Below are 20650 nucleotides of genomic sequence, written 5' to 3' on the forward strand. Positions count from 1 at the left end.
GCGGTTTGCTAACCGGTGACATCAGTGCTGCTGATGTCACCGTGCTCTTTAGATGTATAACGTGGCAGCACCACAACGCTCTTTGGAATTAATATGCAAAACCAAAAAATTCGTATTCGCCTTAAAGCATTTGATTACCGTTTGATCGACCAGTCTGCAGCTGAAATCGTTGATACAGCTAAACGTACTGGTGCAGTTGTTAAGGGTCCAGTACCTTTGCCAACTCGTATCGAGCGCTTTGATATCTTGCGTTCACCACACGTGAACAAGACATCCCGTGATCAGTTAGAGATCCGTACCCATCTCCGTTTGATGGATATCGTTGATCCTACAGAGAAAACTGTAGATGCTTTGATGAAATTAGACCTCCCAGCAGGTGTGGACGTCGAAATTAAGTTGCAGTAATTTGTTATTTCCAGTCTTTTTGCTTGTCAAGACTGGGTTTTCGGGATAGAATCTAAGGCTTCGCTCAATTATTTGAGCGAAAATCTTAGTTTTATCAGCATTAAAAACGTTGTAAGTTATTGATTTAGAAGTACTTTTACTTGTAAATCACTTAAATTAATTTTGCCGACCAATCGAAGTCGGCGTGGAGCATGAATATGAGCTTAGGCTTAATCGGCCGCAAGGTCGGCATGACCCGTCTATTTACGGACGAAGGGGAAGCAATTCCTGTCACCGTAATCGACGTGAGCGACAACAGAGTCGCTCAAATCAAGACCCAGGCAACTGATGGCTATGATGCTATCCAGTTAGCACATGGCACACGTAGAGCTACTCGCGTTACCAAAGCAATGGCTGGTCACTTCGCTAAAGCGGGTGTGATGGCTGGTAACGGTCTCAACGAATTCCCATTAGACGCAGCAAAAATTGCAGAAATGACACCAGGGCAAGTAATTCCTGCTGAAACTGCTTTTACTGCTGGTCAAAAAGTGGATGTGCAAGGCGTAACAATCGGTAAGGGTTACGCAGGTACCATCAAGCGTTATCACTTCGCTTCTGGTCGCGCATCCCACGGTAACTCACGTTCACATAACGTACCAGGCTCAATCGGTATGGCGCAAGATCCAGGTCGTGTTTTCCCTGGTAAGCGTATGACCGGTCACTTGGGTGACGTTACACGTACAGTTCAAAATTTAGTCATCGCACGCATTGATGCAGAACGTAATCTCATCATGGTTAAAGGCGCTATTCCAGGTGCCCCAGGCGGTAAAGTTATTGTTACTCCAGCGGTTAAAACACCGTTGAAGAAGAAATAAGGAGAGCGAATATGGAACTTAAGCTTCTCCAGGACAACGGTACTTTAGGTGCGGGCGTACAAGCTTCACCAGAAGTATTCGAGCGTGAATATAACGAAGCGTTGGTACACCAAGTTGTAGTGGCTTACCAAGCAAATGCACGTAGCGGTAACCGTGCACAAAAAGACCGTGAGCAAGTTAAGCACACAACTAAGAAACCTTGGCGTCAAAAAGGTACTGGTCGTGCACGTGCTGGTATGAGCTCTTCCCCGCTGTGGCGTGGAGGTGGTCGTATATTCCCGAATTCTCCAGAAGAGAATTTCAGCCAAAAAGTAAACAAGAAAATGTACCGCGCTGGTATGAGATCAATTTTGTCTCAGTTAGCACGCGAAGGTCGTTTGAATGTTGTTGATCAATTCAGTCTTGACGCTCCAAAGACTAAGGTTTTAGCTGACAAAGTTAAAGCAATGGGCTTGGATTCAGTCTTGATTATTGTTGATCAGGTTAGCGAGAATTTGTACTTGGCATCACGCAACTTGCATAAAGTTGCTGTATGTGAGCCACAGCACGCTGATCCATTAGCTTTGGTTCAATACAAAAAAGTATTGGTAAGCAAAGCTGCGATCGCAAAAATTGAGGAGTTGCTGAAATGAGCCAAGTCCGTAAAAACGATCACAACCTAATGAAGGTTCTGCTTGGACCGGTTATCTCTGAAAAAGCTACTATGGTTGCAGAGAAAAACGAACAAGTAGTTTTCCAAGTAGCTCGCGACGCAAACAAGAGCGATGTAAAACAAGCAGTTGAATTGCTCTTCAAAGTGCAAGTTGACTCAGTTCAAATCGTGAATCAAAAAGGTAAGCCTAAGCGCTATGGCCGTTTTGAAGGTCGTCGTGACCACACTAAGAAGGCCTACGTGAATTTGAAGCCAGGTCAAGAAATCAACTTTGAAGCGGAGGCGAATTAATCATGCCTTTGATGAAAACAAAACCGACCTCACCAGGTCGTCGCTCAATGGTCAAGGTGGTCAATCCTGACCTCCATAAAGGCAAGCCTTTTGCACCATTGTTAGAGCCACAGTTTCAAAAAGCTGGCCGTAACAATAACGGTCACATCACTACCCGTCATAAAGGTGGTGGTCATAAGCATCACTATCGTGTTGTTGACTTCAAACGCAACGACAAAGATGGCATCCCAGCAAAAGTTGAACGCTTGGAATACGATCCAAACCGCAGTGCAAATATTGCATTGATCGTGTTTGCTGATGGTGAGCGTCGCTATATTCTGGCTGCAAAAGGCATGACTGTTGGTCAGGCGTTGATGAGTGGCTCTGAAGCTCCAATCAAGTCTGGTAACAATTTGCCGATTCGCAATATTCCAGTTGGTAGCACTATTCACTGTGTAGAAATCATGCCAGGCAAAGGTGCACAAGTTGCGCGTTCAGCCGGTGGTTCAGCAGTATTGTTAGCTCGTGAAGGCGTATACGCTCAAGTGCGTTTGCGCTCCGGTGAAGTTCGCCGTGTTCTGATTGAGTGCCGCGCCACTATTGGTGAAGTTGGTAATGAAGAGCACAGCTTGCGTCAAATTGGTAAAGCAGGTGCAAATCGCTGGCGTGGTATTCGCCCAACCGTTCGCGGTGTGGCAATGAACCCAGTAGATCACCCACACGGTGGTGGTGAAGGTAGAACTGGCGAAGGCCGCGTACCTGTATCTCCATGGGGCACTCCAACCAAAGGTTATCGCACACGTCGCAATAAGCGTACAACTTCGATGATCGTTCAACGTCGTCAAAAACGTTAAGCGATAAGGATAAATAGATATGACACGTTCAGCTAAAAAAGGCCCATTCTGCGACGCCAGCTTAGTAAAAAAAGTTGAAGTTGCACAAGCCAACAAAGACAAGAAGCCGATCAAAACTTGGTCACGCCGTTCAACAATCCTCCCAGACTTCATTGGTCTGACGATTGCTGTACATAACGGTCGTCAACACGTTCCGGTATATGTATCAGAAAACATGGTGGGTCATAAGTTAGGCGAATTTGCCTTGACCCGTACTTTCAAAGGTCACGCTGCTGACAAGAAAGTAACGAAGAAGTAAGGGGATGATGATGGAAGTTAAAGCTATTCACAAGGGTGCCCGCATTTCTGCGCAAAAGACTCGTTTGGTCGCTGACCAAATTCGTGGTTTGCCGATTGCTCGCGCATTAAACATTTTGAACTTCAGCCCCAAGAAAGCTGCCTTCATTGTGAAGAAAGTTGTTGAGTCCGCAGTGGCCAACGCTGAACACAATAAAGGTGCTGACATTGACGAGCTCAAAGTTTCAGCAATTATTGTTGATAAAGGCACTTCATTGAAGCGCTTTACCGCACGCGCTAAGGGTCGTGGCAATCAAATTGAAAAACAAACTTGTCACATTAGCGTGACCTTGAGTAACTAAGGAAAGATATGGGACAAAAGATAAACCCAACCGGATTCCGACTCGCGGTAACGAAGAATTGGACATCACGTTGGTATGCAAACAATACTGACTTCGCAAAGATGCTGAAAGAGGACGTTGATGTCCGTAGCTATTTGAAGAAGAAATTGAAGAATGCATCCGTAAGTAAAGTGGTCATTGAGCGTCCTGCAAAGAACGCACGTATCACTATCTACAGCTCACGTCCAGGCGTTGTGATCGGTAAAAAAGGCGAAGACATTGAAGTTCTCCGTCGCGAATTACAAAAGCGTATGGGCGTTCCAGTTCACGTGAATATCGAAGAAATTCGTAAGCCTGAAGTTGATGCGCAATTGATCGCTGACTCTATTACTCAGCAGCTCGAAAAACGTATCATGTTCCGTCGTGCAATGAAGCGTGCAATGCAAAGCGCAATGCGTCTTGGCGCACAAGGTATCAAGATCATGTCATCTGGTCGTTTGAATGGTGCTGAGATTGCTCGTCGCGAATGGTATCGTGAAGGCCGTGTTCCACTTCATACATTGAAGGCGGATATCGATTACGCAACTTCCGAAGCTGAAACTACATACGGCATCATCGGTGTAAAAGTTTGGGTATATAAAGGCGACACATTGGGTCGTGGTGCAGAAGCTCAAGTTGCTGCTCCATCTGCTGAACCAGCTGCCGAAGAAAAGAAAACTCGTCGTGCTCCAAGCAAGACAGCTGCTCGTAAACCAGCTGCTGGCACAGACAAGCCATTAGTTGCTGCTAAACCAGCAGTAAAGCGTGTGCGTAAGGTTGAAACACCAGCCGCAGATACGCAGAAGTCAGGAGAGTAAGCATGCTACAACCAAAGCGTCGCAAGTATCGTAAGGAACAAAAAGGCCGTAACACTGGCGTGGCAACACGCGGTAGTTCTGTAGCCTTTGGTGACTTTGGATTGAAGGCCGTTGGCCGCGGTCGTTTGACTGCTCGTCAAATTGAGTCAGCACGTCGTGCAATGACTCGTCACATTAAACGTGGTGGCCGTATTTGGATTCGCATTTTCCCAGATAAGCCAATTTCACAAAAACCTGCTGAAGTACGTATGGGTAACGGCAAAGGTAATCCAGAGTACTACGTAGCTGAAATTCAACCAGGCAAAGTGCTCTACGAGATGGACGGTGTTGATGAGCAATTGGCGCGCGAAGCTTTCAAGCTTGCTGCTGCTAAGTTGCCTTTACAGACCACTTTCGTGATTCGCCACTTAGGTTGATCGGGATAGAGATTATGAAAAATACAGAATTAGCTTCAAAAGATCTGAACGCTTTAAATGCAGAGTTAACCGAGTTGCTTAAGACCGGTTTTAAGCTCCGTATGCAAAAAGGCACTCAGCAACTCACAAATACCAGCCAATTGGGTAAAAATAAGCGCGACATCGCTCGCGTGAAGACTTTTATCGCCCAAAAGACTGCACAGAAATAAGGAAAAAGGGATATGACAGAGTTATCTAAACCCTTGCGCCGCACCCTCGTGGGACGCGTTGTTAGTGACAAAATGCAAAAAACTGTGACGGTGTTGGTTGAGCGTCAAGTTAAGCATCCAGTGATTGGTAAGTACGTTGGCCAGTCCAAAAAGTACCACGCTCATGACGAAGCTGGCACATACAAGATGGGTGATACCGTTGAAATTGCTGAATCTAAGCCAATTTCACGCACTAAATCTTGGGTTGTGACCCGTTTAGTTGAAGCTTCAAAGGGTATTTAAAGAAATATTAGGGATTTTGGCGAAGTTTCTTCCCAAATCCCTGTTTTACGTAGTAGAATAGAAGGCTTCTCTGGTTTTATTGGAGAAGCAGTGTTTTTCATTAATTCCGGGTTTTAGCTTTCGTTAAAGCCCATAGACGGAACCAAGACTGTTTGCCTTTGGCCAATAAGTTGGGGATTAGAAATGATACAAACCGAAAGTAGATTACAGGTTGCCGATAACACAGGCGCCAGTGAAGTGTTGTGCATCAAGGTATTGGGCGGCTCTAAGCGTCGTTACGCCAGTATCGGTGATGTCATTAAAGTGACTGTAAAGTCCGCTGCTCCACGTGGCCGTGTAAAAAAAGGTGACATTTATAACGCCGTAGTAGTGAGAACTGCTAAGGGTGTTCGCCGTCCAGATGGTTCATTGATTAAGTTTGATGGCAACGCTGCGGTATTGCTCAACGCTAAGTTAGAGCCAATTGGCACACGTATCTTTGGACCAGTGACGCGTGAATTGCGTACTGAAAAGTTCATGAAGATCGTTTCTCTCGCCCCCGAAGTTATTTAAGAGGCTGATATGAAAAAGATTCGTAAAGGTGATTCAGTAGTTCTATTGACTGGCCGCGATAAGGGCAAGCAAGGAACTGTTACAGCCGTTCTCGAGAACAAATTAGTTATCGAAGGCGTAAACATTTATAAAAAGAGCGTTAAGCCTAATCCAGCAGCCGGCGTTACTGGCGGCATGATTGACAAGACGATGCCTGTTCACATTTCTAATGTGGCTTTGGTTGACGGTAACGGCAAACCATCACGTGTTGGTATCAAACTCGTTGACGGTAAAAAGCAGCGTTTCCTCAAAACCACTGGCGCAACTTTAAGCGCATAAGGGGCACGGAGAAATTATGAGCACACGTTTTCAAGAACACTATCAAGCTAAAGTAGTTGCAGATTTGATCGCCAAGTTTGGCTACAAGTCTGTAATGGAAGTTCCACGTATCACTAAGGTAACCCTGAACATGGGCTTAGGCGATGCAGTGAACGACAAGAAAATTATCGAAAATGCAGTTGGCGATTTAACTAAAGTTGCAGGCCAAAAGCCAGTTGTAACTAAAGCTAAAAAAGCGATTGCAGGTTTCAAGATTCGTCAAGGCTACCCAATCGGTGCCATGGTGACATTGCGTGGCGCACGCATGTACGAATTCTTGGATCGTTTCGTTACTGTTGCATTGCCACGCGTACGTGACTTCCGTGGTATTTCTGGCAAAGCGTTTGATGGTCGTGGTAACTACAACATCGGCGTTAAAGAACAGATCATTTTCCCTGAAATCGAATACGACAAAATTGATGCCCTCCGTGGTCTCAACATCAGTATTACGACGACTGCTAAAACCGACGAAGAAGCAAAAGCTTTGTTGGCAGCATTCAAATTCCCTTTCCGCAATTAAGAGGCTAACGTGGCAAAACTATCCCTGATTGAGCGCGAGAATAAGCGCGCAAAAACTGTAGAGAAGTACGCTGTTAAGCGTGCCGAACTAAAAGCGATCATTGCTGATCAATCACGCAGCGATGAAGAGCGCTATGAAGCTCGCTTGAAGCTACAGGCACTTCCACGTAACGCAAGCCCGATTCGTCAAAGAAATCGTTGTTCATTAACCGGTCGCCCACGTGGCACATTCCGTAAATTCGGTTTGGCTCGTAGCAAGATTCGTGAAATCGCCTTCCGTGGCGAAATCCCCGGTTTAACCAAGGCCAGCTGGTAAGCGGCGAAAGAATTAGGAGAACTCATGAGTATCAGCGATCCAATCGCCGACATGTTGACAAGGATCCGCAATGCGCAAGCAGTGCAGAAACCCGTAGTCTTGATGCCGTCGTCAAAAGTAAAAGTAGCCATCGCAAAAGTTTTGCAAGATGAAGGCTATATCGAAAGTTTCGAAATCAAAGGTGAAGCAGCCAAGCCAGTGCTACACATTGATCTCAAATACTATGCAGGCCGTCCTGTTATTGAGCGTATTGACCGTGTATCCACACCAAGTCTGCGTATCTATAAAGGCCGTCATGACATTCCAGAAGTAATGAATGGCTTGGGCATTGCAATTATTTCAACCCCTCAAGGCGTAATGACAGACCGTAAAGCACGTGCAACAGGCGTGGGCGGCGAAGTTATTTGCTACGTAGCTTAAGGAGCGAAATATGTCCCGCGTAGGTAAATCACCCATTACAGTTCCTAAGGGCGCTGAGATCAGCATCAACGGTGCAAATATTACGGTTAAAGGTCCATTGGGCACTTTGACACACAACTTGCATCCTTCTGTTGGTTTGAAACAAGAAGATGGCGTATTGACAGTTGTTTTAAATAACGACTCACCAGAGGCTGGTGCTCAGTCAGGTACTGCACGTGCTTTGGTTAACAACATGGTTGTTGGCGTAACTACTGGCTTTGAGCGCAAGCTCAGCTTGGTAGGCGTTGGTTACCGTGCTGCTGCTCAAGGCGAAACATTGAAATTGCAGTTGGGTTTCTCACACGACATTATTTACAACCTACCAAAGGGTGTAAAAGCTGAGACTCCATCGCAAACTGAAATCATTATCAAAGGTTCCAACAAGCAGCAAGTTGGCCAGGTCGCAGCTGAAGTTCGCGCATACCGTTCACCAGAGCCATACAAAGGCAAAGGCGTTCGCTACGTGGATGAGGTTGTGCACCTGAAAGAAACTAAGAAGAAGTAAGCGAGATTAGAAAATGAATAAAGACGAATCCAGACAAAGACGTGCTAGGCAGACTCGTATTCGCATTGCCGAAGCATTGGCAAATCGCTTAACAGTTATCCGTAGCAATTCACATATTTCTGCTCAGGTTTATAGCCCATGCGGAACCAAAGTTGTAGCAGCTGCTTCAACAATGGAAAAAGATTTGCGCCAAGCGATCAAAAACGGCGGCAACGCTGAAGCGGCTAAACAAATCGGCAAGTTAGTTGCTGAGCGTGCTGTTAAGGCAGGCGTTGTTGATGTTGCGTTTGATCGTTCCGGTCATCGTTACCACGGCCGTATTAAGGCCTTAGCTGAAGCTGCGCGTGAAGCCGGCCTGAAGTTCTAATAGGGTTTAGGAAAAAACATGGCAAAAATGCAAACTAAGATGCAAAACGAAGAGCGTGATGATGGTCTTCGCGAGAAGATGATCGCTGTTAATCGTGTAACTAAAGTGGTTAAGGGTGGTCGTATTCTCGGCTTCGCTGCACTCACTGTAGTTGGCGATGGCGATGGCCGCATCGGCATGGGTAAAGGCAAATCAAAAGAAGTTCCAGTTGCAGTTCAAAAAGCAATGGACGAAGCACGTCGCAAGATGATCAAAGTTACTTTGCGTAAAGGTACTTTGCAACACACCGTTACTGGTCAACACGGCGCGTCACGCGTTTTGATTTCTCCAGCTAAAGACGGTACTGGAATTATTGCTGGCGGCCCAATGCGCGCGATTTTCGACGTAATGGGTGTAACTAACGTGGTTGCTAAGTCACTTGGCTCTACAAACCCATACAACTTGGTTCGTGCAACCATTGATGGTTTGAGCAAGATGAGTACTCCTGCTGAGATTGCTGCTAAGCGCGGTAAGTCAGTTGAAGAGATTCTCGGCTAAGACCAAAAGATTAGGAATCTATAAATGACAACATCTAACTCCAAAGTCAAACTGCAATTAGTACGCAGCTTGATCGGTACACGCGAAAGCCATCGTGCAACTGTACGTGGCTTAGGCCTTGGTCGCATCAATTCAGTTTCTGAATTGGAAGACACTCCAGCTGTTCGCGGCATGATTAATAAAGTTTCTTATCTAGTTAAAGTCATTGGCTAATAACTAGCAAGTAAATAGGCGAAGAATATGCAACTCAACACAATTAAACCTGCAGAAGGCTCTAAGAAAAACCGTCGTCGCGTTGGTCGCGGCATTGGTTCTGGTCTTGGTAAAACTGCTGGCCGTGGTCACAAAGGTCAAAAATCCCGTTCTGGTGGTTTCCACAAGGTTGGATTTGAAGGCGGACAGATGCCTATGTATCGTCGTTTGCCAAAGCGCGGTTTCGTGTCTTTGACACGTCGTCACGTTGGTCAAATTACTTTGAATGATTTAGCAAAAATCAACTTGCCAGAAGTGGACCTCTTGGTATTGAAGGCTCATGGCTTTGCTGGTGAGCAGATTAATGCAGTTAAGGTTATCAAGACTGGCGAACTCAAGATTGCTGTAACCCTCAAGGGCATTACAGCTACTGCCGGCGCTAAAGCAGCTATTGAAGCAGCTGGCGGCAAATTGGTTGAATTGGCTTAATAGGTCTTTTAGTAGATATGGCATTAGCACCTACCAATAACGCAAGCACCGCAGCATCAGGTGGCAAGTTTGGCGAATTACGCCAACGCTTAGTCTTCCTGGTGTTGGCTTTGCTCGTGTTCCGTTTGGGTGCTCATATTCCAGTTCCTGGAATTGACCCTGACCAATTGGCACAGTTGTTCTCTGGCCAAAAAGACGGCATCTTGGGAATGTTTAACTTGTTCTCAGGCGGTGCTTTATCTCGCTTTACCGTATTTGCTTTGGGAATCATGCCGTACATTTCTGCATCGATCATCATGCAATTAATGACCATCGTTGTACCTTCTTTAGAAGCTTTGAAGAAAGAAGGTCAAGCTGGTCAACGTAAGATTACTCAGTACACCCGCTACGGCACTGTACTCTTGGCAACATTCCAGGCATTGGGTATTTCTGTTGCCTTGCAGGCTCAACCAGGTTTGGTTATCAACCCAGGTTTGATGTTTGAATTGAATACTGTAGTAACTTTGGTTACTGGCACGATGTTCTTGATGTGGCTTGGCGAGCAAATTACTGAGCGCGGTCTTGGTAACGGTATTTCCATCATTATTTTCGGCGGCATTGTTTCTGGTCTGCCGAATGCATTGGCAAGCTTATTAGAGTTAGTTCGTACCGGCTCAATGAATATTATTTCTGCATTGCTCATCGTTGTGATTTGCGTGGCAGTGACGTATTTTGTGGTGTTTGTAGAGCGTGGTCAGCGTCGTATCTTGGTTAACTACGCTAAGCGTCAAGTTGGCAACAAGATCTATGGTGGCCAATCTTCTTACTTCCCATTGAAGTTGAATATGGCGGGCGTTATTCCTCCAATTTTTGCTTCTTCTATTATTTTGTTCCCTGCAACGATTGCTGGCTGGTTTACTTCAGGCGAGCCAACCAATATGTTCAGCAGAATTATTAAAGACTTAGCGGCCACTTTGGCACCAGGACAACCTGTGTACACGATTTTGTATGCAGCTGCGATTATCTTCTTCTGCTTCTTCTATACCGCATTGGTATTTAACAGCCGTGATACAGCTGAGAACTTAAAGAAGAGTGGTGCATTTGTTCCAGGTATTCGTCCAGGCGATCAAACAGCGCGTTACATCGATAAGATCTTGGTGCGTTTGACTCTAGCCGGTGCAATTTATATGGTTTTGGTTTGCTTGTTGCCAGAATTCTTGGTCTTGAAGTACAACGTGCCGTTTTATTTCGGCGGTACTTCATTGTTGATTATTGTTGTTGTTGCAATGGATTTCATGGCTCAAGTTCAGTCATTTGTCATGCAACAGCAGTACGGCTCTTTGATGAAAAAAGCCAACTTTAAGATGGGCGCTTAACTGAATGTCTAAAGACGATGTAATTCAGATGGCGGGAGAAGTTGTAGAGAATTTGCCGAACGCGATGTTTCGCGTGAAGCTGGAAAACGGACATGTGGTTCTAGGGCACATTTCTGGAAAGATGCGGATGCACTACATCCGTATTTTGCCGGGAGATAAGGTGACGGTGGAGATGACTCCTTACGACCTAACGCGCGCCAGAATCATTTTCCGTGCGAAGTAAAGATTAAGTAGTACCTATTTTTAAGAGGTGAGTTATGAAAGTTTTAGCATCCGTTAAGTGTATTTGCAGAAATTGCAAGATCATTAAGCGCAAACGCGTTGTGCGCGTGATCTGTTCTTCAGACGCACGTCATAAGCAGCGTCAAGGCTGATCTGGTTAATTAAGAGGAAATCTCATGGCACGTATCGCTGGGGTAAACATCCCAAATCATCAACATACTGTTATCGGTTTAACAGCAATTTTTGGCATTGGCACAACTCGTGCACGCAAAATTTGTGAAACCACAGGTGTTGCAATCGACAAAAAAGTTAAAGACCTTACTGACGGTGACTTGGAAAAGTTGCGTGATGAAGTAGGTAAATTCATTACTGAAGGTGATCTTCGTCGTGAAGTAACTATGAGCATCAAGCGTTTGATGGACTTAGGTTGCTACCGTGGCGTTCGTCATCGTAAGGGCTTGCCTGTACGTGGTCAACGTACGAAGACTAATGCGCGTACCCGTAAGGGCCCACGTAAGTCTGGCGTGCAACTGAAGAAATAATCAAGAAAGTTTATTGACATGGCAAAACAACAATCCGCTTCCGCCGCTTCACAGCGCGCTCGTAAGAAGGTTAAAAAGAACGTTGCTGACGGTATTGCACACGTTCATGCTTCTTTTAACAACACCATCATTACGATCACTGATCGTCAAGGAAATGCGCTTTCATGGGCAACTTCTGGCGGCCAGGGTTTCAAAGGCTCACGTAAATCAACACCTTTTGCTGCTCAGGTAGCTGCAGAAGTTGCTGGTAAGACAGCCATTGAATGCGGTATCAAGAACTTGGAAGTTCAGATCAAAGGCCCAGGCCCAGGTCGTGAATCAGCAGTTCGTGCATTGAACTCATTGGGTATCAAGATCACTGAGATTCAAGACGTAACTCCAGTTCCACATAATGGTTGCCGTCCTCCAAAGCGCCGTCGTATCTAAGCTTGGAAGTTGGCAGTACAACAGTTTCAGTAGTTTTTTATTAAAGCCCACTGTTCGCCTGATTTAAAGGGCGAACTCACCGCCGGTCGCAAGACTGCGGCAAAGAAAGGAAAGCATCGTGGCACGTTACTTAGGGCCTAAGGCCAAATTAGCACGTCGGGAAGGTACCGACTTATTTTTAAAGAGCGCACGTCGCGCCCTGTCAGACAAGTGCAAGTTAGATACTAAGCCTGGTCAACATGGCCGTACATCTGGCTCAAGAACATCTGATTACGGTAATCAATTGCGTGAAAAGCAAAAGGTTAAGCGTATCTATGGCGTATTAGAGCGTCAATTCCGTCGTTACTTCGCTGAAGCTGAGCGTCGTAAGGGCAATACTGGTGAAACATTGCTCCAGTTGCTTGAGTCACGTTTAGACAACGTGGTTTATCGCATGGGCTTTGGTTCAACACGCGCTGAGGCACGTCAGTTGGTTTCTCATTGCGCAATTTTGCTCAATGGTAGCCCTGTAAATATTCCATCTATTCAGGTTAAGCCTGGTGATGTAGTTGCGATTCGTGAAAAAGCGAAGAAGCAAGCGCGTATTACGGAATCACTCAATTTGGTTGGACAAATGGCAGCTGTTACTTGGGTTTCAGTTGACGCAGCCAAACTCGAGGGAACATTTAAGCAAGTGCCTGACCGCGAAGATATTAGCGGTGAAATTAATGAAAGTTTGATCGTCGAATTGTATTCACGCTAATTAGGCACTCTCAAGGAAAAAATATGCAAACAAATTTGCTCAAGCCAAAGATTATTTCTGTTGAAGCGCTTACCGCCAACCAAGCTAAGGTTGTTATGGAGCCGTTCGAGCGTGGCTATGGCCACACACTCGGAAATGCATTACGTCGTGTACTTTTGTCCTCGATGGTTGGTTATGCGCCAACTGAAGTAGCTATTGCTGGTGTTGTTCATGAGTACTCCACATTGGATGGAGTTCAAGAGGACGTAGTAAACCTCTTGTTGAACCTCAAAGGTATCGTATTTAAGTTGCAGTCACGTGATGAAGTTACTATCAATTTGCGTAAAGAAGGCCCTGGCGTTGTTACAGCAAAAGATATCGATTTGCCACATGATGTAGAAATCATGAACCCTGATCATGTGATCGCTCACTTGTCAGCTGGTGGTAAGTTGGACATGCAGATCAAGGTTGAAAAAGGCCGTGGTTATGTTCCAGGTAACGTACGTCAGTACAGCGACGAAGCAACTAAGATTATTGGCCGCATTGTGTTGGATGCTTCATTCAGCCCAGTAAGCCGTGTTAGCTATGCTGTTGAGTCTGCTCGTGTTGAGCAACGTACCGACCTCGATCGTCTCGTAATGACTATCGAAACTAACGGCGTGTTATCTCCTGAAGAAGCAATTCGTCAAGCAGCTAGCATCTTGGTTGATCAATTAGTTGTATTCGCGGCCCTCGAAAGCAGCGAAGTTTCTGGTGATTTAGCACCAAGCCGCTCATCAATGGTTGATCCAATGTTGATGCGTCCGGTTGATGATCTCGAGTTGACAGTTCGCTCTGCAAACTGCTTGAAGGCTGAGAACATTTACTACATCGGTGACTTGATTCAACGTACAGAGAATGAATTGTTGAAGACGCCTAATCTAGGTCGCAAATCTTTGAATGAAATTAAAGATGTTTTAGCGGCTCGTGGCTTAAGTCTTGGCATGAAACTCGAAAGCTGGCCTCCAGCTAACCTCGAGAAATAATTAGAAAGGAAGCATCATGCGTCACGGAAACGGCTTACGCAAACTAAACAGAACATCATCACATCGCCTAGCGATGCTGCGCAACATGTCCAATTCACTTTTGGAGCACGAAGTCATTAAAACGACTTTGCCAAAAGCTAAAGAATTGCGCATGGTTGTTGAGCCTTTGATTACCTTGGGTAAAAAAGACAACTTGGCAAACCGTCGCTTAGCATTTAATCGCACACGTGATCGCGATATCGTTGCCAAGCTCTTTACAGAACTCGGTCCACGTTATGCAACACGTCCAGGTGGCTACCTTCGCATTTTGAAGTTTGGCTTCCGTCATGGTGATAATGCACCAATGGCTTTAGTTGAGCTGGTGGATCGCCCAGAAGTTGATGAAACAGCAGTAGTAGCTGAAGAGGCTTAAGTCTCGCGGTTACAGTAAAAAGCCAGGCTTCGGTCTGGCTTTTTTCTTTTATCAGGTTATAAATACAGAATGTCTGAAAACCTCCCAGTCAATTCCAGCAAGCTTTTAGTGCTGCTTACTAGCCTTCCTAATATGGAGGCCGCCAAAGGCTTGGCAAGGTCCTTGGTGGATCAGAATTTAGCCGCTTGCGTGCAAATCATTGAAGGAGTTCACTCAATTTATCGTTGGGAGGGCAAGGTTTGTGAAGAACGCGAAGCATTGCTTTCAGCGAAGACAACTCAAGCAAAGTGGCTTGAGTTGTCCGCCTTTATTAAAAATACACATCCATACGCTCTTCCCGAGATATTAGCCTTTTCTCCTGAGCAATATGAAGAGCAGTACGGGAAGTGGGTAGAGTCTGAGGTAAATTCAAAGTCATGAAATTACATTCTTTCTTAGCCAGAATTTTTGCGCTCTTGCTGCTTTTCTCTGCGCAAGTATTTGCTGCAAAAGAATTCTTGCCCCCAGAAAAAGCATTTCGAGTAGAGGCAACTTGGCTAGAAAATTCCAATCAAATTGAACTAGAATTTTTACCTGCCAAAGGCTATTACATATATCAAGAGTCTCTTAAATTTCAGGCGGGTTCACAGGCTGGGAAGCTAGGTAATATAAGACCTTCACTGCCGCTAAGCATAGAAAAATTTGATGAAACTTTTCAGAAAAAACTGCAGGTATACAAAGATCCATTTTTGGTTTTCCTTGATCTTAAGACTGTAGCTGGACAGCCTGTTCATTTGGATGTCACCCTTCAAGGTTGTGCTGAGGCTGGCATTTGCTATCCACCCATGACTCTTAAATTTTTACTTGCTGCCCCGGGTGTGAAGGCCGCCCCAATTCCAGATGTTGTAATAGATGGAGTATCTCAACTTAATACTCAGACGAAAAGTGAATTTAGTTTGGCGGATCTATGGCGTGAGCGTGATGACGTTAATGCCATCAGCCGCTTTTTAGAAAGCACCTCAACCGCGTATTTATTTCTAGCGTTCTTTGTATTGGGTCTGGCATTGGCATTTACGCCTTGCGTACTTCCCATGTTGCCGATCTTGTCGAGCGTTATCTTCGGTACCCAGGGTGGGAAAGCTATTTCTAAAGGCCGTGCGAGCGTTCTAGCGTTAGCTTATGTCTTGGGAATGGCCTTGGTATACGCCTTGGCTGGTGTACTCATGGCGGCCTTGGGGGGCAGCGTACAACGCGCCCTGCAAAGTCCCTTTGCGCTCGCCACTTTTGCTTTATTACTATTGGCCCTATCTGGCAGTCTTTTTGGCTTATATGACCTACGCCTGCCCCAATCGTTGCATCAGCATGTTGATAGGTTAGCAGGGCGCCAAAAGGGCGGTAGCGTATTTGGTGCCTTTGCTTTGGGCGGTATTTCTACTCTAGTAGCCAGCCCGTGCATTACAGCGCCGTTAGCGGGTGTTTTGGCCTTTATTGCGCAAACTGGTTCTATGAGTTTGGGTGCTGGAATCCTCTTTGTGATGGCGTTAGGAATGGGTCTGCCGCTACTATTCATTGCTGTTGAGGCTCGCATCTTGATTCCTTCTACCGGAATCTGGATGGTGTGGTTACAGCGAACTTTGGGTGTTTTACTGGTTGCTACTGCAGCTTGGATTGCATCACCATTGCTGCAAAATAATGACGTTGCGGGAAGCGCGAAAACAGTCAACGGTCAAAGCGTTCATCAGGTGGGAGACTTGGCTTTTGTGGTGATTCAGTCACCCGCACAGCTTGATGCTCAATTAAGTAAAGCCAAAGAGGAAAAGAAATTAGTTCTTCTCGATTTTTATGCAGATTGGTGTATCAGCTGCAAAGAAATGGAAGTGAATACTTTTGCAAATCCAGAGGTTAGTAAGGAGCTCAAGCAGTTTGTTTTATTACAAGCGGACGTAACTGCAAATAGCCTTGAAAACCAGGCATTACTTAAGCGCTTTGGATTGTTTGGTCCGCCAGGCATTTTGATCTTTGATCAAAATTCTCAAGAGCAAAAAGATCAACGTGTCATTGGTTATATGCCACCACAGCGGTTTCTTGATCGATTAAGAAACGCATTGAAAAACTAAAGCAGCTATACAGCAACCGAATAACGATTTAATTATTTGTTGGCTGCTTTAATTAGTCGCGCCGCTTCAAGTGCAAAGTAAGTCAGCACGCCGTCTGCGCCAGCACGTTTAAATGCAAGTAGTGATTCCATCATTACGGCATCATGATCTAGCCAGCCATTTTGTGCAGCGGCTTTGAGCATGGCATATTCGCCACTCACTTGATAGGCATAGGTCGGATAATCAAATTCTTCCCTTACGCGACGAACAATATCCAAATAGGGCATACCAGGTTTGACCATTACCATATCAGCACCTTCGCTAATATCGAGGGCAACCTCCCGCAAAGCCTCGTCACCATTGCCACAATCCATTTGGTAGGTTTTTTTATCGGCCTTACCAAGGTTCTTTGCGGAGCCTACGGCATCTCTAAATGGACCATAAAACGCTGAGGCATATTTAGCGGAATACGCCATGATGCGAGTGTGAATTAATTTTTTTTGTTCGAGAGCTTCACGAATTTTCCCAATGCGACCATCCATCATGTCTGATGGTGCAACAATATCAACACCCGCTTCAGCCTGTGCAACTGCTTGCTGTACCAGGATGGCAGTAGTCTCATCATTGAGAATGCGACTTTGTTCATCGAGTACACCATCTTGACCATGGCTTGTATATGGATCAAGCGCAACATCAGTCATGATGCCTAAATTTGGGAAACGTTTTTTGAGTTCACGAACGGCGGTAGGGATAAGCCCCTTTGGATTGAAGGCTTCCTTACCATCAGGTGTCTTTAGCGCTGCATCAATAACCGGAAAGAGAGCAAGCACTGGAATGCCTAAACCAACACACTCTTGTGCAATGGGAAAAAGTAAATCTAAAGAGAGGCGATTCACGCCCGGCATGGATGCAACAGCTTCAGATTTACCCTGACCTTCAAGCAAAAACACTGGGTAGATCAAATCATTGGTAGAGACGCTGCTCTCTTGCATGAGGCGGCGCGACCAATCATCACGACGCATACGACGAGGGCGATGCCCAGGAAAATTTAGCAATGAATTAGCTGGTGATTTCATCTTCTTTAGTCTCTGCTTCAAATAACCATTTAATAACAATATTGTCGGCTTCTTCAAGGCCAATACGTTTGGTGCTTGAAAATAATTGTGCCGTAAGTTGCTTAGACTCACCATTGCCGTCTACCAAAGCGGGGTCGTATTGTTGCAATTGTTTGCGAACAGCCTCTAGCGCATGCTTGCACTCACTTTTGTTGAGTTTGTCGCATTTACTTAGCAAAACATGAATTGGCTTGCCGGTAGGAACAAACCACTCAATCATTTGTTCATCCAGGTCGGTAATGCCACGCCTGGAGTCCACAATCAGAACCATACCCACTAGTTGTTCCCGTTCCTGCAAATAGTCGCTTAAGAGGGCATTCCAGTGGTATTTGGTCTCATGGTTGACGGCTGCGTAGCCATAGCCTGGCAAGTCCACTAAATACGCCAGGAGGTCGTCTTTAGCAAAAAGGCCAAAATAGTTGATATGTTGGGTGCGCCCTGGAGTTTTACTGGCAAAAGCCAGTCTTTTTTGGTTGCAAAGGACGTTTATGGCGCTAGATTTCCCTGCATTTGAGCGTCCGGCAAAAGCCACCTCACGCAGGGGTGTAGCAGGCAGGCAATGGGTGTCATTGACTGTGGTGGCGAATCGGGCTTGAAAGAGTTTAGACATGTCCAGAAGCTATTGTAAAATCACGCAAAATCATGAAATATCTCATGGTGTTGGGTAAAAAGTTGTAAATGCAGGGCCCAAACACTTTTAGGAATTTTTGCCAAGGTAAACATAATGCGTCAAACCTCTCAAATCTCCAAATTAACTAGCTTACGTGCTGGTTTTGCGGCTTTCTCTATTTTCGCCTTGATTGGCTTTTCTAGCACGGTTTTTGCTGCCGACGCAGCTCCTGCTGCAGAAGCTAAGGCTGCTGTTCCAAGCAAGCCTAAGGTCGATGCGGCAGCTGGCGAAGCTCTGTACTCTAATGGCGATCCTTCACGCGGTGTAACAGCTTGCCTAACTTGCCACGGACCTAAAGGTCAAAGTGCTGTTGGTACATGGCCTAAGTTGTCTGCCCAACATGCAGCTTATACAGCTAAGCAGTTGAAGAACTTTAAAGAAGGCACTCGCGCCAATCCTGTGATGATGGGTATGGCGGCAACATTGACAGAACAAGATATGCAAAACATCGGAGCTTATTTGGCTAAGCAGCCACTTTCACAAGGTGTTGCGCAAAATAAGAACACTATTGAATTAGGTCAAAGCATCTATCGTGGGGGCATTGCGGCAAAAGGTGTGCCAGCCTGTGCAGCTTGCCATAGCCCAACTGGCGCCGGTATTCCTGCTCAATATCCACTCTTAGGTGGTCAATGGGCTGATTACACAAACGCACAATTGCTCGCGTTCCGTGAGGGTGTTCGTAAAAATAGCAGCCAGATGACTACGATTGCTACCAAGCTTTCTGATCAAGAAATGAAGGCAGTTTCTGATTACATCGCTGGTTTGCATTAAGCAAATTTGTTGAAATAAAAAACCCGCTCAAGTAGCGGGTTTTTTATTTCGTGAAACTTTTACAAAGTGTTTAATTTGGCAATACAGTTTCTGAAGCAAACAAGTCAGTAGTTTTTTCACGCGCGCGAATGACATACGCATTCTTGCCATCCACCATAATCTCTGCAGGTTTAGGTCGCGTGTTGTAGTTTGATGCCATCACAAATCCATAAGCACCGGCAGACAAAATTGCAAGAAGATCACCTTCTTCTACCGCAAGGTGACGATCTCTCCCTAACCAGTCGCCAGACTCACAAACTGGGCCAACAATGTCATAAGTCAAAGCCGTTGCTGTTTTCTTTTGGACGGGCACAATCCCGTGATGTGCTTCATATAAGGCTGGACGCATCAATTCTGTCATTGCGGCATCCACAATACAAAAGTTCTTTTCGGTGCCTGGCTTTAAGTATTCCACGGTGGTTAGTAGAACGCCAGCATTGCCAACTAATGATCTGCCTGGCTCAAGGACAACATCTAGATGGCCAAAACCACGTTCAGCTACTCGATTTAACAAGGTGTTCGTAAATTCAGTGATATCTGGGGGAGTTTCATCGCTGTAAGAAATTCCGAGGCCACCACCAAGATCTAAATGGTGAATAACAATGCCCTCTTTTTTCAGTTGAGCTACAAGATCCAATACTTTATCGAGCGCATCTAGGTAAGGAGCGGTGGTGGTGATTTGTGAGCCAATGTGGCAATCAATGCCAACCACATCTATTTGTGAAAGTTGGGCAGCTTCACGATAAGTTTTTAAAACCTCGTGATAGGCGATGCCAAATTTATTGCCTTTCAATCCGGTGGAAATATAAGGATGAGTTTGTGCATCCACATCCGGATTTACACGCAAAGAAATTGGGGCGCGCAGATTCAGCTCTGTAGCAACTTTGTTGATCTTGTGTAGTTCTGCAATGGATTCAACATTGATGCATTTGACGCCAGCCTTGAGAGCTGCACCGATTTCAGATGCGGATTTACCAACGCCAGCAAATACCAAACTTTTCGGCTCTGCGCCAATAGCTAATGCGCGAGCTAATTCACCGCCGCTAACCAAGTCAAATCCAGAGCCTAGTTTTTTAAAGCAATCAAGTACTGCTAAATTACTGTTGGCTTTCATGGCATAGTGAACACGTGCACGACGCTTGCCATTGCCATCAATGCATGCTTTATCGTACGCCTGATAGGCTTCAGTCAATGCCTTTTTACTGTAGACATAGAGCGGAGTTCCAAACTCTTTCGCTAAATCTGCGAGCGGAATTTCTTCGGCATACCAACTGTCATTTCTTTCGGTAAAACCAGATAGCTGAGGGATTGGGAGTGCTTTACTTGTCATTACTTGGCCGTTGAAGAATTGCTTGGGCTGGCAGGCGTTTGGGGAGGGTAGAGCTTGCCTTTAGGTTCTGGTTCCGTCGGGGCAGGTGGAACTGGAGGCACATTTGGCAAATATAGCGGCCCTCTTACCCCACACCCAACAAGGGATAATAAAAGGCTAAGGCAGAAGGTTCTATTAAGAATCGCTATCATGAATGTCTCTAAAACGAATGATTGAATATAGCATGCGGGACTCCACT

Annotated in this window: 36 protein-coding genes; 32 read left to right on the forward strand and 4 right to left on the reverse strand. The window is 45.6% G+C overall.

Annotated features, from left to right (window positions below):
• The first annotated feature begins 93 nt into the window (after window positions 1-93).
• The 31 genes from rpsJ to dsbD all read left to right on the forward strand — a co-directional run bounded on the left by rpsJ (window position 94) and on the right by dsbD (window position 16508).
• Window positions 94-405 carry a 30S ribosomal protein S10 gene (gene rpsJ / locus ICW03_RS00300; RefSeq protein ID WP_011901899.1) on the forward strand — a complete coding sequence of 104 codons (312 nt, stop codon included), beginning with the start codon at window positions 94-96 and terminating at the stop codon, window positions 403-405.
• A 197-nt stretch (window positions 406-602) separates the two neighbouring features.
• On the forward strand, window positions 603-1259 hold the full coding sequence (rplC, locus tag ICW03_RS00305) for a 50S ribosomal protein L3 (RefSeq protein WP_215350055.1): 657 nt from the start codon (window positions 603-605) through the stop codon (window positions 1257-1259).
• A gap of 11 nt (window positions 1260-1270) precedes the next feature.
• Entirely contained in the window at window positions 1271-1891 is a 621-nt protein-coding gene (rplD, locus tag ICW03_RS00310; protein ID WP_011901901.1) for a 50S ribosomal protein L4, read from the forward strand.
• Window positions 1888-2202 carry a 50S ribosomal protein L23 gene (gene rplW, locus ICW03_RS00315; protein WP_068947693.1) on the forward strand — a complete coding sequence of 105 codons (315 nt, stop codon included), beginning with the start codon at window positions 1888-1890 and terminating at the stop codon, window positions 2200-2202. The genes rplD and rplW overlap by 4 nt, the downstream gene beginning before the upstream one ends.
• Window positions 2203-2204: 2 nt before the next feature.
• On the forward strand, window positions 2205-3035 hold the full coding sequence (gene rplB / locus ICW03_RS00320; protein WP_215348185.1) for a 50S ribosomal protein L2: 831 nt from the start codon (window positions 2205-2207) through the stop codon (window positions 3033-3035).
• A gap of 19 nt (window positions 3036-3054) precedes the next feature.
• On the forward strand, window positions 3055-3333 hold the full coding sequence (rpsS, locus tag ICW03_RS00325; RefSeq protein WP_011901904.1) for a 30S ribosomal protein S19: 279 nt from the start codon (window positions 3055-3057) through the stop codon (window positions 3331-3333).
• Between the two features lie 7 nt (window positions 3334-3340).
• Entirely contained in the window at window positions 3341-3673 is a 333-nt protein-coding gene (gene rplV / locus ICW03_RS00330) for a 50S ribosomal protein L22 (RefSeq protein ID WP_198929325.1), read from the forward strand.
• Window positions 3674-3681: 8 nt separating this feature from the next.
• On the forward strand, window positions 3682-4509 hold the full coding sequence (rpsC, locus tag ICW03_RS00335; RefSeq protein WP_215348186.1) for a 30S ribosomal protein S3: 828 nt from the start codon (window positions 3682-3684) through the stop codon (window positions 4507-4509).
• A gap of 2 nt (window positions 4510-4511) precedes the next feature.
• The gene (rplP, locus tag ICW03_RS00340) at window positions 4512-4925 is read left to right on the forward strand and encodes a 50S ribosomal protein L16 (RefSeq protein ID WP_011901907.1); all 414 of its coding nucleotides are present in this window, start codon (window positions 4512-4514) and stop codon (window positions 4923-4925) included.
• Window positions 4926-4939: 14 nt separating this feature from the next.
• The gene (gene rpmC, locus ICW03_RS00345; RefSeq protein WP_068320118.1) at window positions 4940-5134 is read left to right on the forward strand and encodes a 50S ribosomal protein L29; all 195 of its coding nucleotides are present in this window, start codon (window positions 4940-4942) and stop codon (window positions 5132-5134) included.
• A gap of 12 nt (window positions 5135-5146) precedes the next feature.
• Window positions 5147-5416: a 30S ribosomal protein S17 gene (gene rpsQ / locus ICW03_RS00350; protein ID WP_011901909.1), complete on the forward strand. Its 270-nt coding sequence runs from the start codon at window positions 5147-5149 to the stop codon at window positions 5414-5416.
• 183 nt (window positions 5417-5599) lie between these two features.
• A complete protein-coding gene (gene rplN, locus ICW03_RS00355; protein WP_015420241.1) occupies window positions 5600-5968 on the forward strand; it encodes a 50S ribosomal protein L14 in 369 nt (122 codons plus the stop codon).
• A 9-nt stretch (window positions 5969-5977) separates the two neighbouring features.
• Entirely contained in the window at window positions 5978-6286 is a 309-nt protein-coding gene (gene rplX, locus ICW03_RS00360) for a 50S ribosomal protein L24 (protein WP_015420242.1), read from the forward strand.
• A gap of 16 nt (window positions 6287-6302) precedes the next feature.
• Window positions 6303-6845 (forward strand): 50S ribosomal protein L5, encoded by a 543-nt coding sequence (rplE, locus tag ICW03_RS00365; protein ID WP_046329383.1) that lies wholly within the window; start codon window positions 6303-6305, stop codon window positions 6843-6845.
• A gap of 9 nt (window positions 6846-6854) precedes the next feature.
• Complete coding sequence (gene rpsN / locus ICW03_RS00370) at window positions 6855-7160, forward strand: 30S ribosomal protein S14 (RefSeq protein ID WP_011901913.1); 306 nt, start codon at window positions 6855-6857, stop codon at window positions 7158-7160.
• Window positions 7161-7184: 24 nt separating this feature from the next.
• Entirely contained in the window at window positions 7185-7580 is a 396-nt protein-coding gene (gene rpsH, locus ICW03_RS00375; RefSeq protein WP_011901914.1) for a 30S ribosomal protein S8, read from the forward strand.
• A gap of 10 nt (window positions 7581-7590) precedes the next feature.
• Entirely contained in the window at window positions 7591-8124 is a 534-nt protein-coding gene (rplF, locus tag ICW03_RS00380) for a 50S ribosomal protein L6 (RefSeq protein ID WP_012357160.1), read from the forward strand.
• A gap of 13 nt (window positions 8125-8137) precedes the next feature.
• On the forward strand, window positions 8138-8491 hold the full coding sequence (gene rplR / locus ICW03_RS00385) for a 50S ribosomal protein L18 (protein ID WP_068320124.1): 354 nt from the start codon (window positions 8138-8140) through the stop codon (window positions 8489-8491).
• A gap of 18 nt (window positions 8492-8509) precedes the next feature.
• Window positions 8510-9028: a 30S ribosomal protein S5 gene (gene rpsE, locus ICW03_RS00390; protein WP_011901917.1), complete on the forward strand. Its 519-nt coding sequence runs from the start codon at window positions 8510-8512 to the stop codon at window positions 9026-9028.
• Window positions 9029-9052: 24 nt separating this feature from the next.
• The gene (gene rpmD / locus ICW03_RS00395) at window positions 9053-9241 is read left to right on the forward strand and encodes a 50S ribosomal protein L30 (RefSeq protein ID WP_015420249.1); all 189 of its coding nucleotides are present in this window, start codon (window positions 9053-9055) and stop codon (window positions 9239-9241) included.
• A gap of 27 nt (window positions 9242-9268) precedes the next feature.
• Window positions 9269-9709 carry a 50S ribosomal protein L15 gene (gene rplO / locus ICW03_RS00400; RefSeq protein WP_068320126.1) on the forward strand — a complete coding sequence of 147 codons (441 nt, stop codon included), beginning with the start codon at window positions 9269-9271 and terminating at the stop codon, window positions 9707-9709.
• A gap of 17 nt (window positions 9710-9726) precedes the next feature.
• Window positions 9727-11064, forward strand: coding sequence for a preprotein translocase subunit SecY (gene secY, locus ICW03_RS00405; protein ID WP_215348187.1), 1338 nt, complete (start codon window positions 9727-9729; stop codon window positions 11062-11064).
• 4 nt (window positions 11065-11068) lie between these two features.
• Complete coding sequence (infA, locus tag ICW03_RS00410) at window positions 11069-11287, forward strand: translation initiation factor IF-1 (RefSeq protein ID WP_068320132.1); 219 nt, start codon at window positions 11069-11071, stop codon at window positions 11285-11287.
• 34 nt (window positions 11288-11321) lie between these two features.
• Window positions 11322-11438 (forward strand): 50S ribosomal protein L36, encoded by a 117-nt coding sequence (gene rpmJ, locus ICW03_RS00415; RefSeq protein ID WP_012357167.1) that lies wholly within the window; start codon window positions 11322-11324, stop codon window positions 11436-11438.
• Window positions 11439-11462: 24 nt separating this feature from the next.
• The gene (rpsM, locus tag ICW03_RS00420; protein ID WP_015420253.1) at window positions 11463-11828 is read left to right on the forward strand and encodes a 30S ribosomal protein S13; all 366 of its coding nucleotides are present in this window, start codon (window positions 11463-11465) and stop codon (window positions 11826-11828) included.
• 18 nt (window positions 11829-11846) lie between these two features.
• Window positions 11847-12254, forward strand: coding sequence for a 30S ribosomal protein S11 (gene rpsK / locus ICW03_RS00425; RefSeq protein WP_015420254.1), 408 nt, complete (start codon window positions 11847-11849; stop codon window positions 12252-12254).
• A gap of 118 nt (window positions 12255-12372) precedes the next feature.
• Window positions 12373-12996, forward strand: coding sequence for a 30S ribosomal protein S4 (gene rpsD / locus ICW03_RS00430; protein WP_011901924.1), 624 nt, complete (start codon window positions 12373-12375; stop codon window positions 12994-12996).
• A 23-nt stretch (window positions 12997-13019) separates the two neighbouring features.
• Window positions 13020-14000 (forward strand): DNA-directed RNA polymerase subunit alpha, encoded by a 981-nt coding sequence (gene rpoA / locus ICW03_RS00435; RefSeq protein ID WP_215321281.1) that lies wholly within the window; start codon window positions 13020-13022, stop codon window positions 13998-14000.
• Window positions 14001-14016: 16 nt separating this feature from the next.
• A complete protein-coding gene (rplQ, locus tag ICW03_RS00440; RefSeq protein WP_068320139.1) occupies window positions 14017-14412 on the forward strand; it encodes a 50S ribosomal protein L17 in 396 nt (131 codons plus the stop codon).
• A gap of 69 nt (window positions 14413-14481) precedes the next feature.
• On the forward strand, window positions 14482-14832 hold the full coding sequence (gene cutA / locus ICW03_RS00445) for a divalent-cation tolerance protein CutA (RefSeq protein ID WP_215348188.1): 351 nt from the start codon (window positions 14482-14484) through the stop codon (window positions 14830-14832).
• Window positions 14829-16508: a protein-disulfide reductase DsbD gene (dsbD, locus tag ICW03_RS00450; protein ID WP_215348189.1), complete on the forward strand. Its 1680-nt coding sequence runs from the start codon at window positions 14829-14831 to the stop codon at window positions 16506-16508. Before cutA ends, dsbD begins: the two co-directional genes overlap by 4 nt.
• A 32-nt stretch (window positions 16509-16540) precedes the next feature.
• On the opposite strand, the gene hemB is transcribed toward dsbD, so the two are convergent.
• Window positions 16541-17563 carry a porphobilinogen synthase gene (gene hemB, locus ICW03_RS00455; RefSeq protein ID WP_215348190.1) on the reverse strand — a complete coding sequence of 341 codons (1023 nt, stop codon included), beginning with the start codon at window positions 17561-17563 and terminating at the stop codon, window positions 16541-16543.
• Entirely contained in the window at window positions 17547-18212 is a 666-nt protein-coding gene (gene yihA, locus ICW03_RS00460) for a ribosome biogenesis GTP-binding protein YihA/YsxC (RefSeq protein ID WP_215348191.1), read from the reverse strand. Before yihA ends, hemB begins: the two co-directional genes overlap by 17 nt.
• Before the next feature lie 114 nt (window positions 18213-18326).
• On the opposite strand from yihA, the gene ICW03_RS00465 reads away from it, so the two are divergent.
• A complete protein-coding gene (locus ICW03_RS00465) occupies window positions 18327-19043 on the forward strand; it encodes a cytochrome c (protein WP_215348192.1) in 717 nt (238 codons plus the stop codon).
• Window positions 19044-19113: 70 nt separating this feature from the next.
• On the opposite strand, the gene lysA is transcribed toward ICW03_RS00465, so the two are convergent.
• Together lysA and ICW03_RS11665 are read right to left on the reverse strand one after the other, a co-directional pair.
• On the reverse strand, window positions 19114-20412 hold the full coding sequence (gene lysA / locus ICW03_RS00470; RefSeq protein ID WP_215348193.1) for a diaminopimelate decarboxylase: 1299 nt from the start codon (window positions 20410-20412) through the stop codon (window positions 19114-19116).
• The gene (locus tag ICW03_RS11665) at window positions 20412-20603 is read right to left on the reverse strand and encodes a lipoprotein (RefSeq protein ID WP_215348194.1); all 192 of its coding nucleotides are present in this window, start codon (window positions 20601-20603) and stop codon (window positions 20412-20414) included. The genes lysA and ICW03_RS11665 overlap by 1 nt, the downstream gene beginning before the upstream one ends.
• Window positions 20604-20650 lie beyond the last annotated feature (47 nt).

This window comes from Polynucleobacter sp. MWH-Aus1W21 (genome assembly GCF_018687275.1).
In the GTDB taxonomy this organism is placed as follows: Bacteria; Pseudomonadota; Gammaproteobacteria; order Burkholderiales; family Burkholderiaceae; genus Polynucleobacter.

Coding starts and splice junctions, on each gene's coding strand:
- rpsH (WP_011901914.1), top strand. CDS start 7,185: ATGAGTATCAGCGATCCAATCGCCGACATGTTGACAAGGATCCGCAAT.
- rplW (WP_068947693.1), top strand. CDS start 1,888: ATGAGCCAAGTCCGTAAAAACGATCACAACCTAATGAAGGTTCTGCTT.
- rpsS (WP_011901904.1), top strand. CDS start 3,055: ATGACACGTTCAGCTAAAAAAGGCCCATTCTGCGACGCCAGCTTAGTA.
- rpmJ (WP_012357167.1), top strand. CDS start 11,322: ATGAAAGTTTTAGCATCCGTTAAGTGTATTTGCAGAAATTGCAAGATC.
- rplO (WP_068320126.1), top strand. CDS start 9,269: ATGCAACTCAACACAATTAAACCTGCAGAAGGCTCTAAGAAAAACCGT.
- infA (WP_068320132.1), top strand. CDS start 11,069: ATGTCTAAAGACGATGTAATTCAGATGGCGGGAGAAGTTGTAGAGAAT.
- rplP (WP_011901907.1), top strand. CDS start 4,512: ATGCTACAACCAAAGCGTCGCAAGTATCGTAAGGAACAAAAAGGCCGT.
- rpoA (WP_215321281.1), top strand. CDS start 13,020: ATGCAAACAAATTTGCTCAAGCCAAAGATTATTTCTGTTGAAGCGCTT.
- rpsE (WP_011901917.1), top strand. CDS start 8,510: ATGGCAAAAATGCAAACTAAGATGCAAAACGAAGAGCGTGATGATGGT.
- rplR (WP_068320124.1), top strand. CDS start 8,138: ATGAATAAAGACGAATCCAGACAAAGACGTGCTAGGCAGACTCGTATT.
- rpsK (WP_015420254.1), top strand. CDS start 11,847: ATGGCAAAACAACAATCCGCTTCCGCCGCTTCACAGCGCGCTCGTAAG.
- hemB (WP_215348190.1), bottom strand. CDS start 17,563: ATGAAATCACCAGCTAATTCATTGCTAAATTTTCCTGGGCATCGCCCT.
- rpmD (WP_015420249.1), top strand. CDS start 9,053: ATGACAACATCTAACTCCAAAGTCAAACTGCAATTAGTACGCAGCTTG.
- rpsM (WP_015420253.1), top strand. CDS start 11,463: ATGGCACGTATCGCTGGGGTAAACATCCCAAATCATCAACATACTGTT.
- rplV (WP_198929325.1), top strand. CDS start 3,341: ATGATGGAAGTTAAAGCTATTCACAAGGGTGCCCGCATTTCTGCGCAA.
- ICW03_RS11665 (WP_215348194.1), bottom strand. CDS start 20,603: ATGATAGCGATTCTTAATAGAACCTTCTGCCTTAGCCTTTTATTATCC.
- lysA (WP_215348193.1), bottom strand. CDS start 20,412: ATGACAAGTAAAGCACTCCCAATCCCTCAGCTATCTGGTTTTACCGAA.
- rplF (WP_012357160.1), top strand. CDS start 7,591: ATGTCCCGCGTAGGTAAATCACCCATTACAGTTCCTAAGGGCGCTGAG.
- dsbD (WP_215348189.1), top strand. CDS start 14,829: ATGAAATTACATTCTTTCTTAGCCAGAATTTTTGCGCTCTTGCTGCTT.
- rplX (WP_015420242.1), top strand. CDS start 5,978: ATGAAAAAGATTCGTAAAGGTGATTCAGTAGTTCTATTGACTGGCCGC.
- rplE (WP_046329383.1), top strand. CDS start 6,303: ATGAGCACACGTTTTCAAGAACACTATCAAGCTAAAGTAGTTGCAGAT.
- rpsC (WP_215348186.1), top strand. CDS start 3,682: ATGGGACAAAAGATAAACCCAACCGGATTCCGACTCGCGGTAACGAAG.
- rplN (WP_015420241.1), top strand. CDS start 5,600: ATGATACAAACCGAAAGTAGATTACAGGTTGCCGATAACACAGGCGCC.
- rplB (WP_215348185.1), top strand. CDS start 2,205: ATGCCTTTGATGAAAACAAAACCGACCTCACCAGGTCGTCGCTCAATG.
- rpsQ (WP_011901909.1), top strand. CDS start 5,147: ATGACAGAGTTATCTAAACCCTTGCGCCGCACCCTCGTGGGACGCGTT.
- yihA (WP_215348191.1), bottom strand. CDS start 18,212: ATGTCTAAACTCTTTCAAGCCCGATTCGCCACCACAGTCAATGACACC.
- ICW03_RS00465 (WP_215348192.1), top strand. CDS start 18,327: ATGCGTCAAACCTCTCAAATCTCCAAATTAACTAGCTTACGTGCTGGT.
- rpsJ (WP_011901899.1), top strand. CDS start 94: ATGCAAAACCAAAAAATTCGTATTCGCCTTAAAGCATTTGATTACCGT.
- rplQ (WP_068320139.1), top strand. CDS start 14,017: ATGCGTCACGGAAACGGCTTACGCAAACTAAACAGAACATCATCACAT.
- rplC (WP_215350055.1), top strand. CDS start 603: ATGAGCTTAGGCTTAATCGGCCGCAAGGTCGGCATGACCCGTCTATTT.
- secY (WP_215348187.1), top strand. CDS start 9,727: ATGGCATTAGCACCTACCAATAACGCAAGCACCGCAGCATCAGGTGGC.
- cutA (WP_215348188.1), top strand. CDS start 14,482: ATGTCTGAAAACCTCCCAGTCAATTCCAGCAAGCTTTTAGTGCTGCTT.
- rplD (WP_011901901.1), top strand. CDS start 1,271: ATGGAACTTAAGCTTCTCCAGGACAACGGTACTTTAGGTGCGGGCGTA.
- rpmC (WP_068320118.1), top strand. CDS start 4,940: ATGAAAAATACAGAATTAGCTTCAAAAGATCTGAACGCTTTAAATGCA.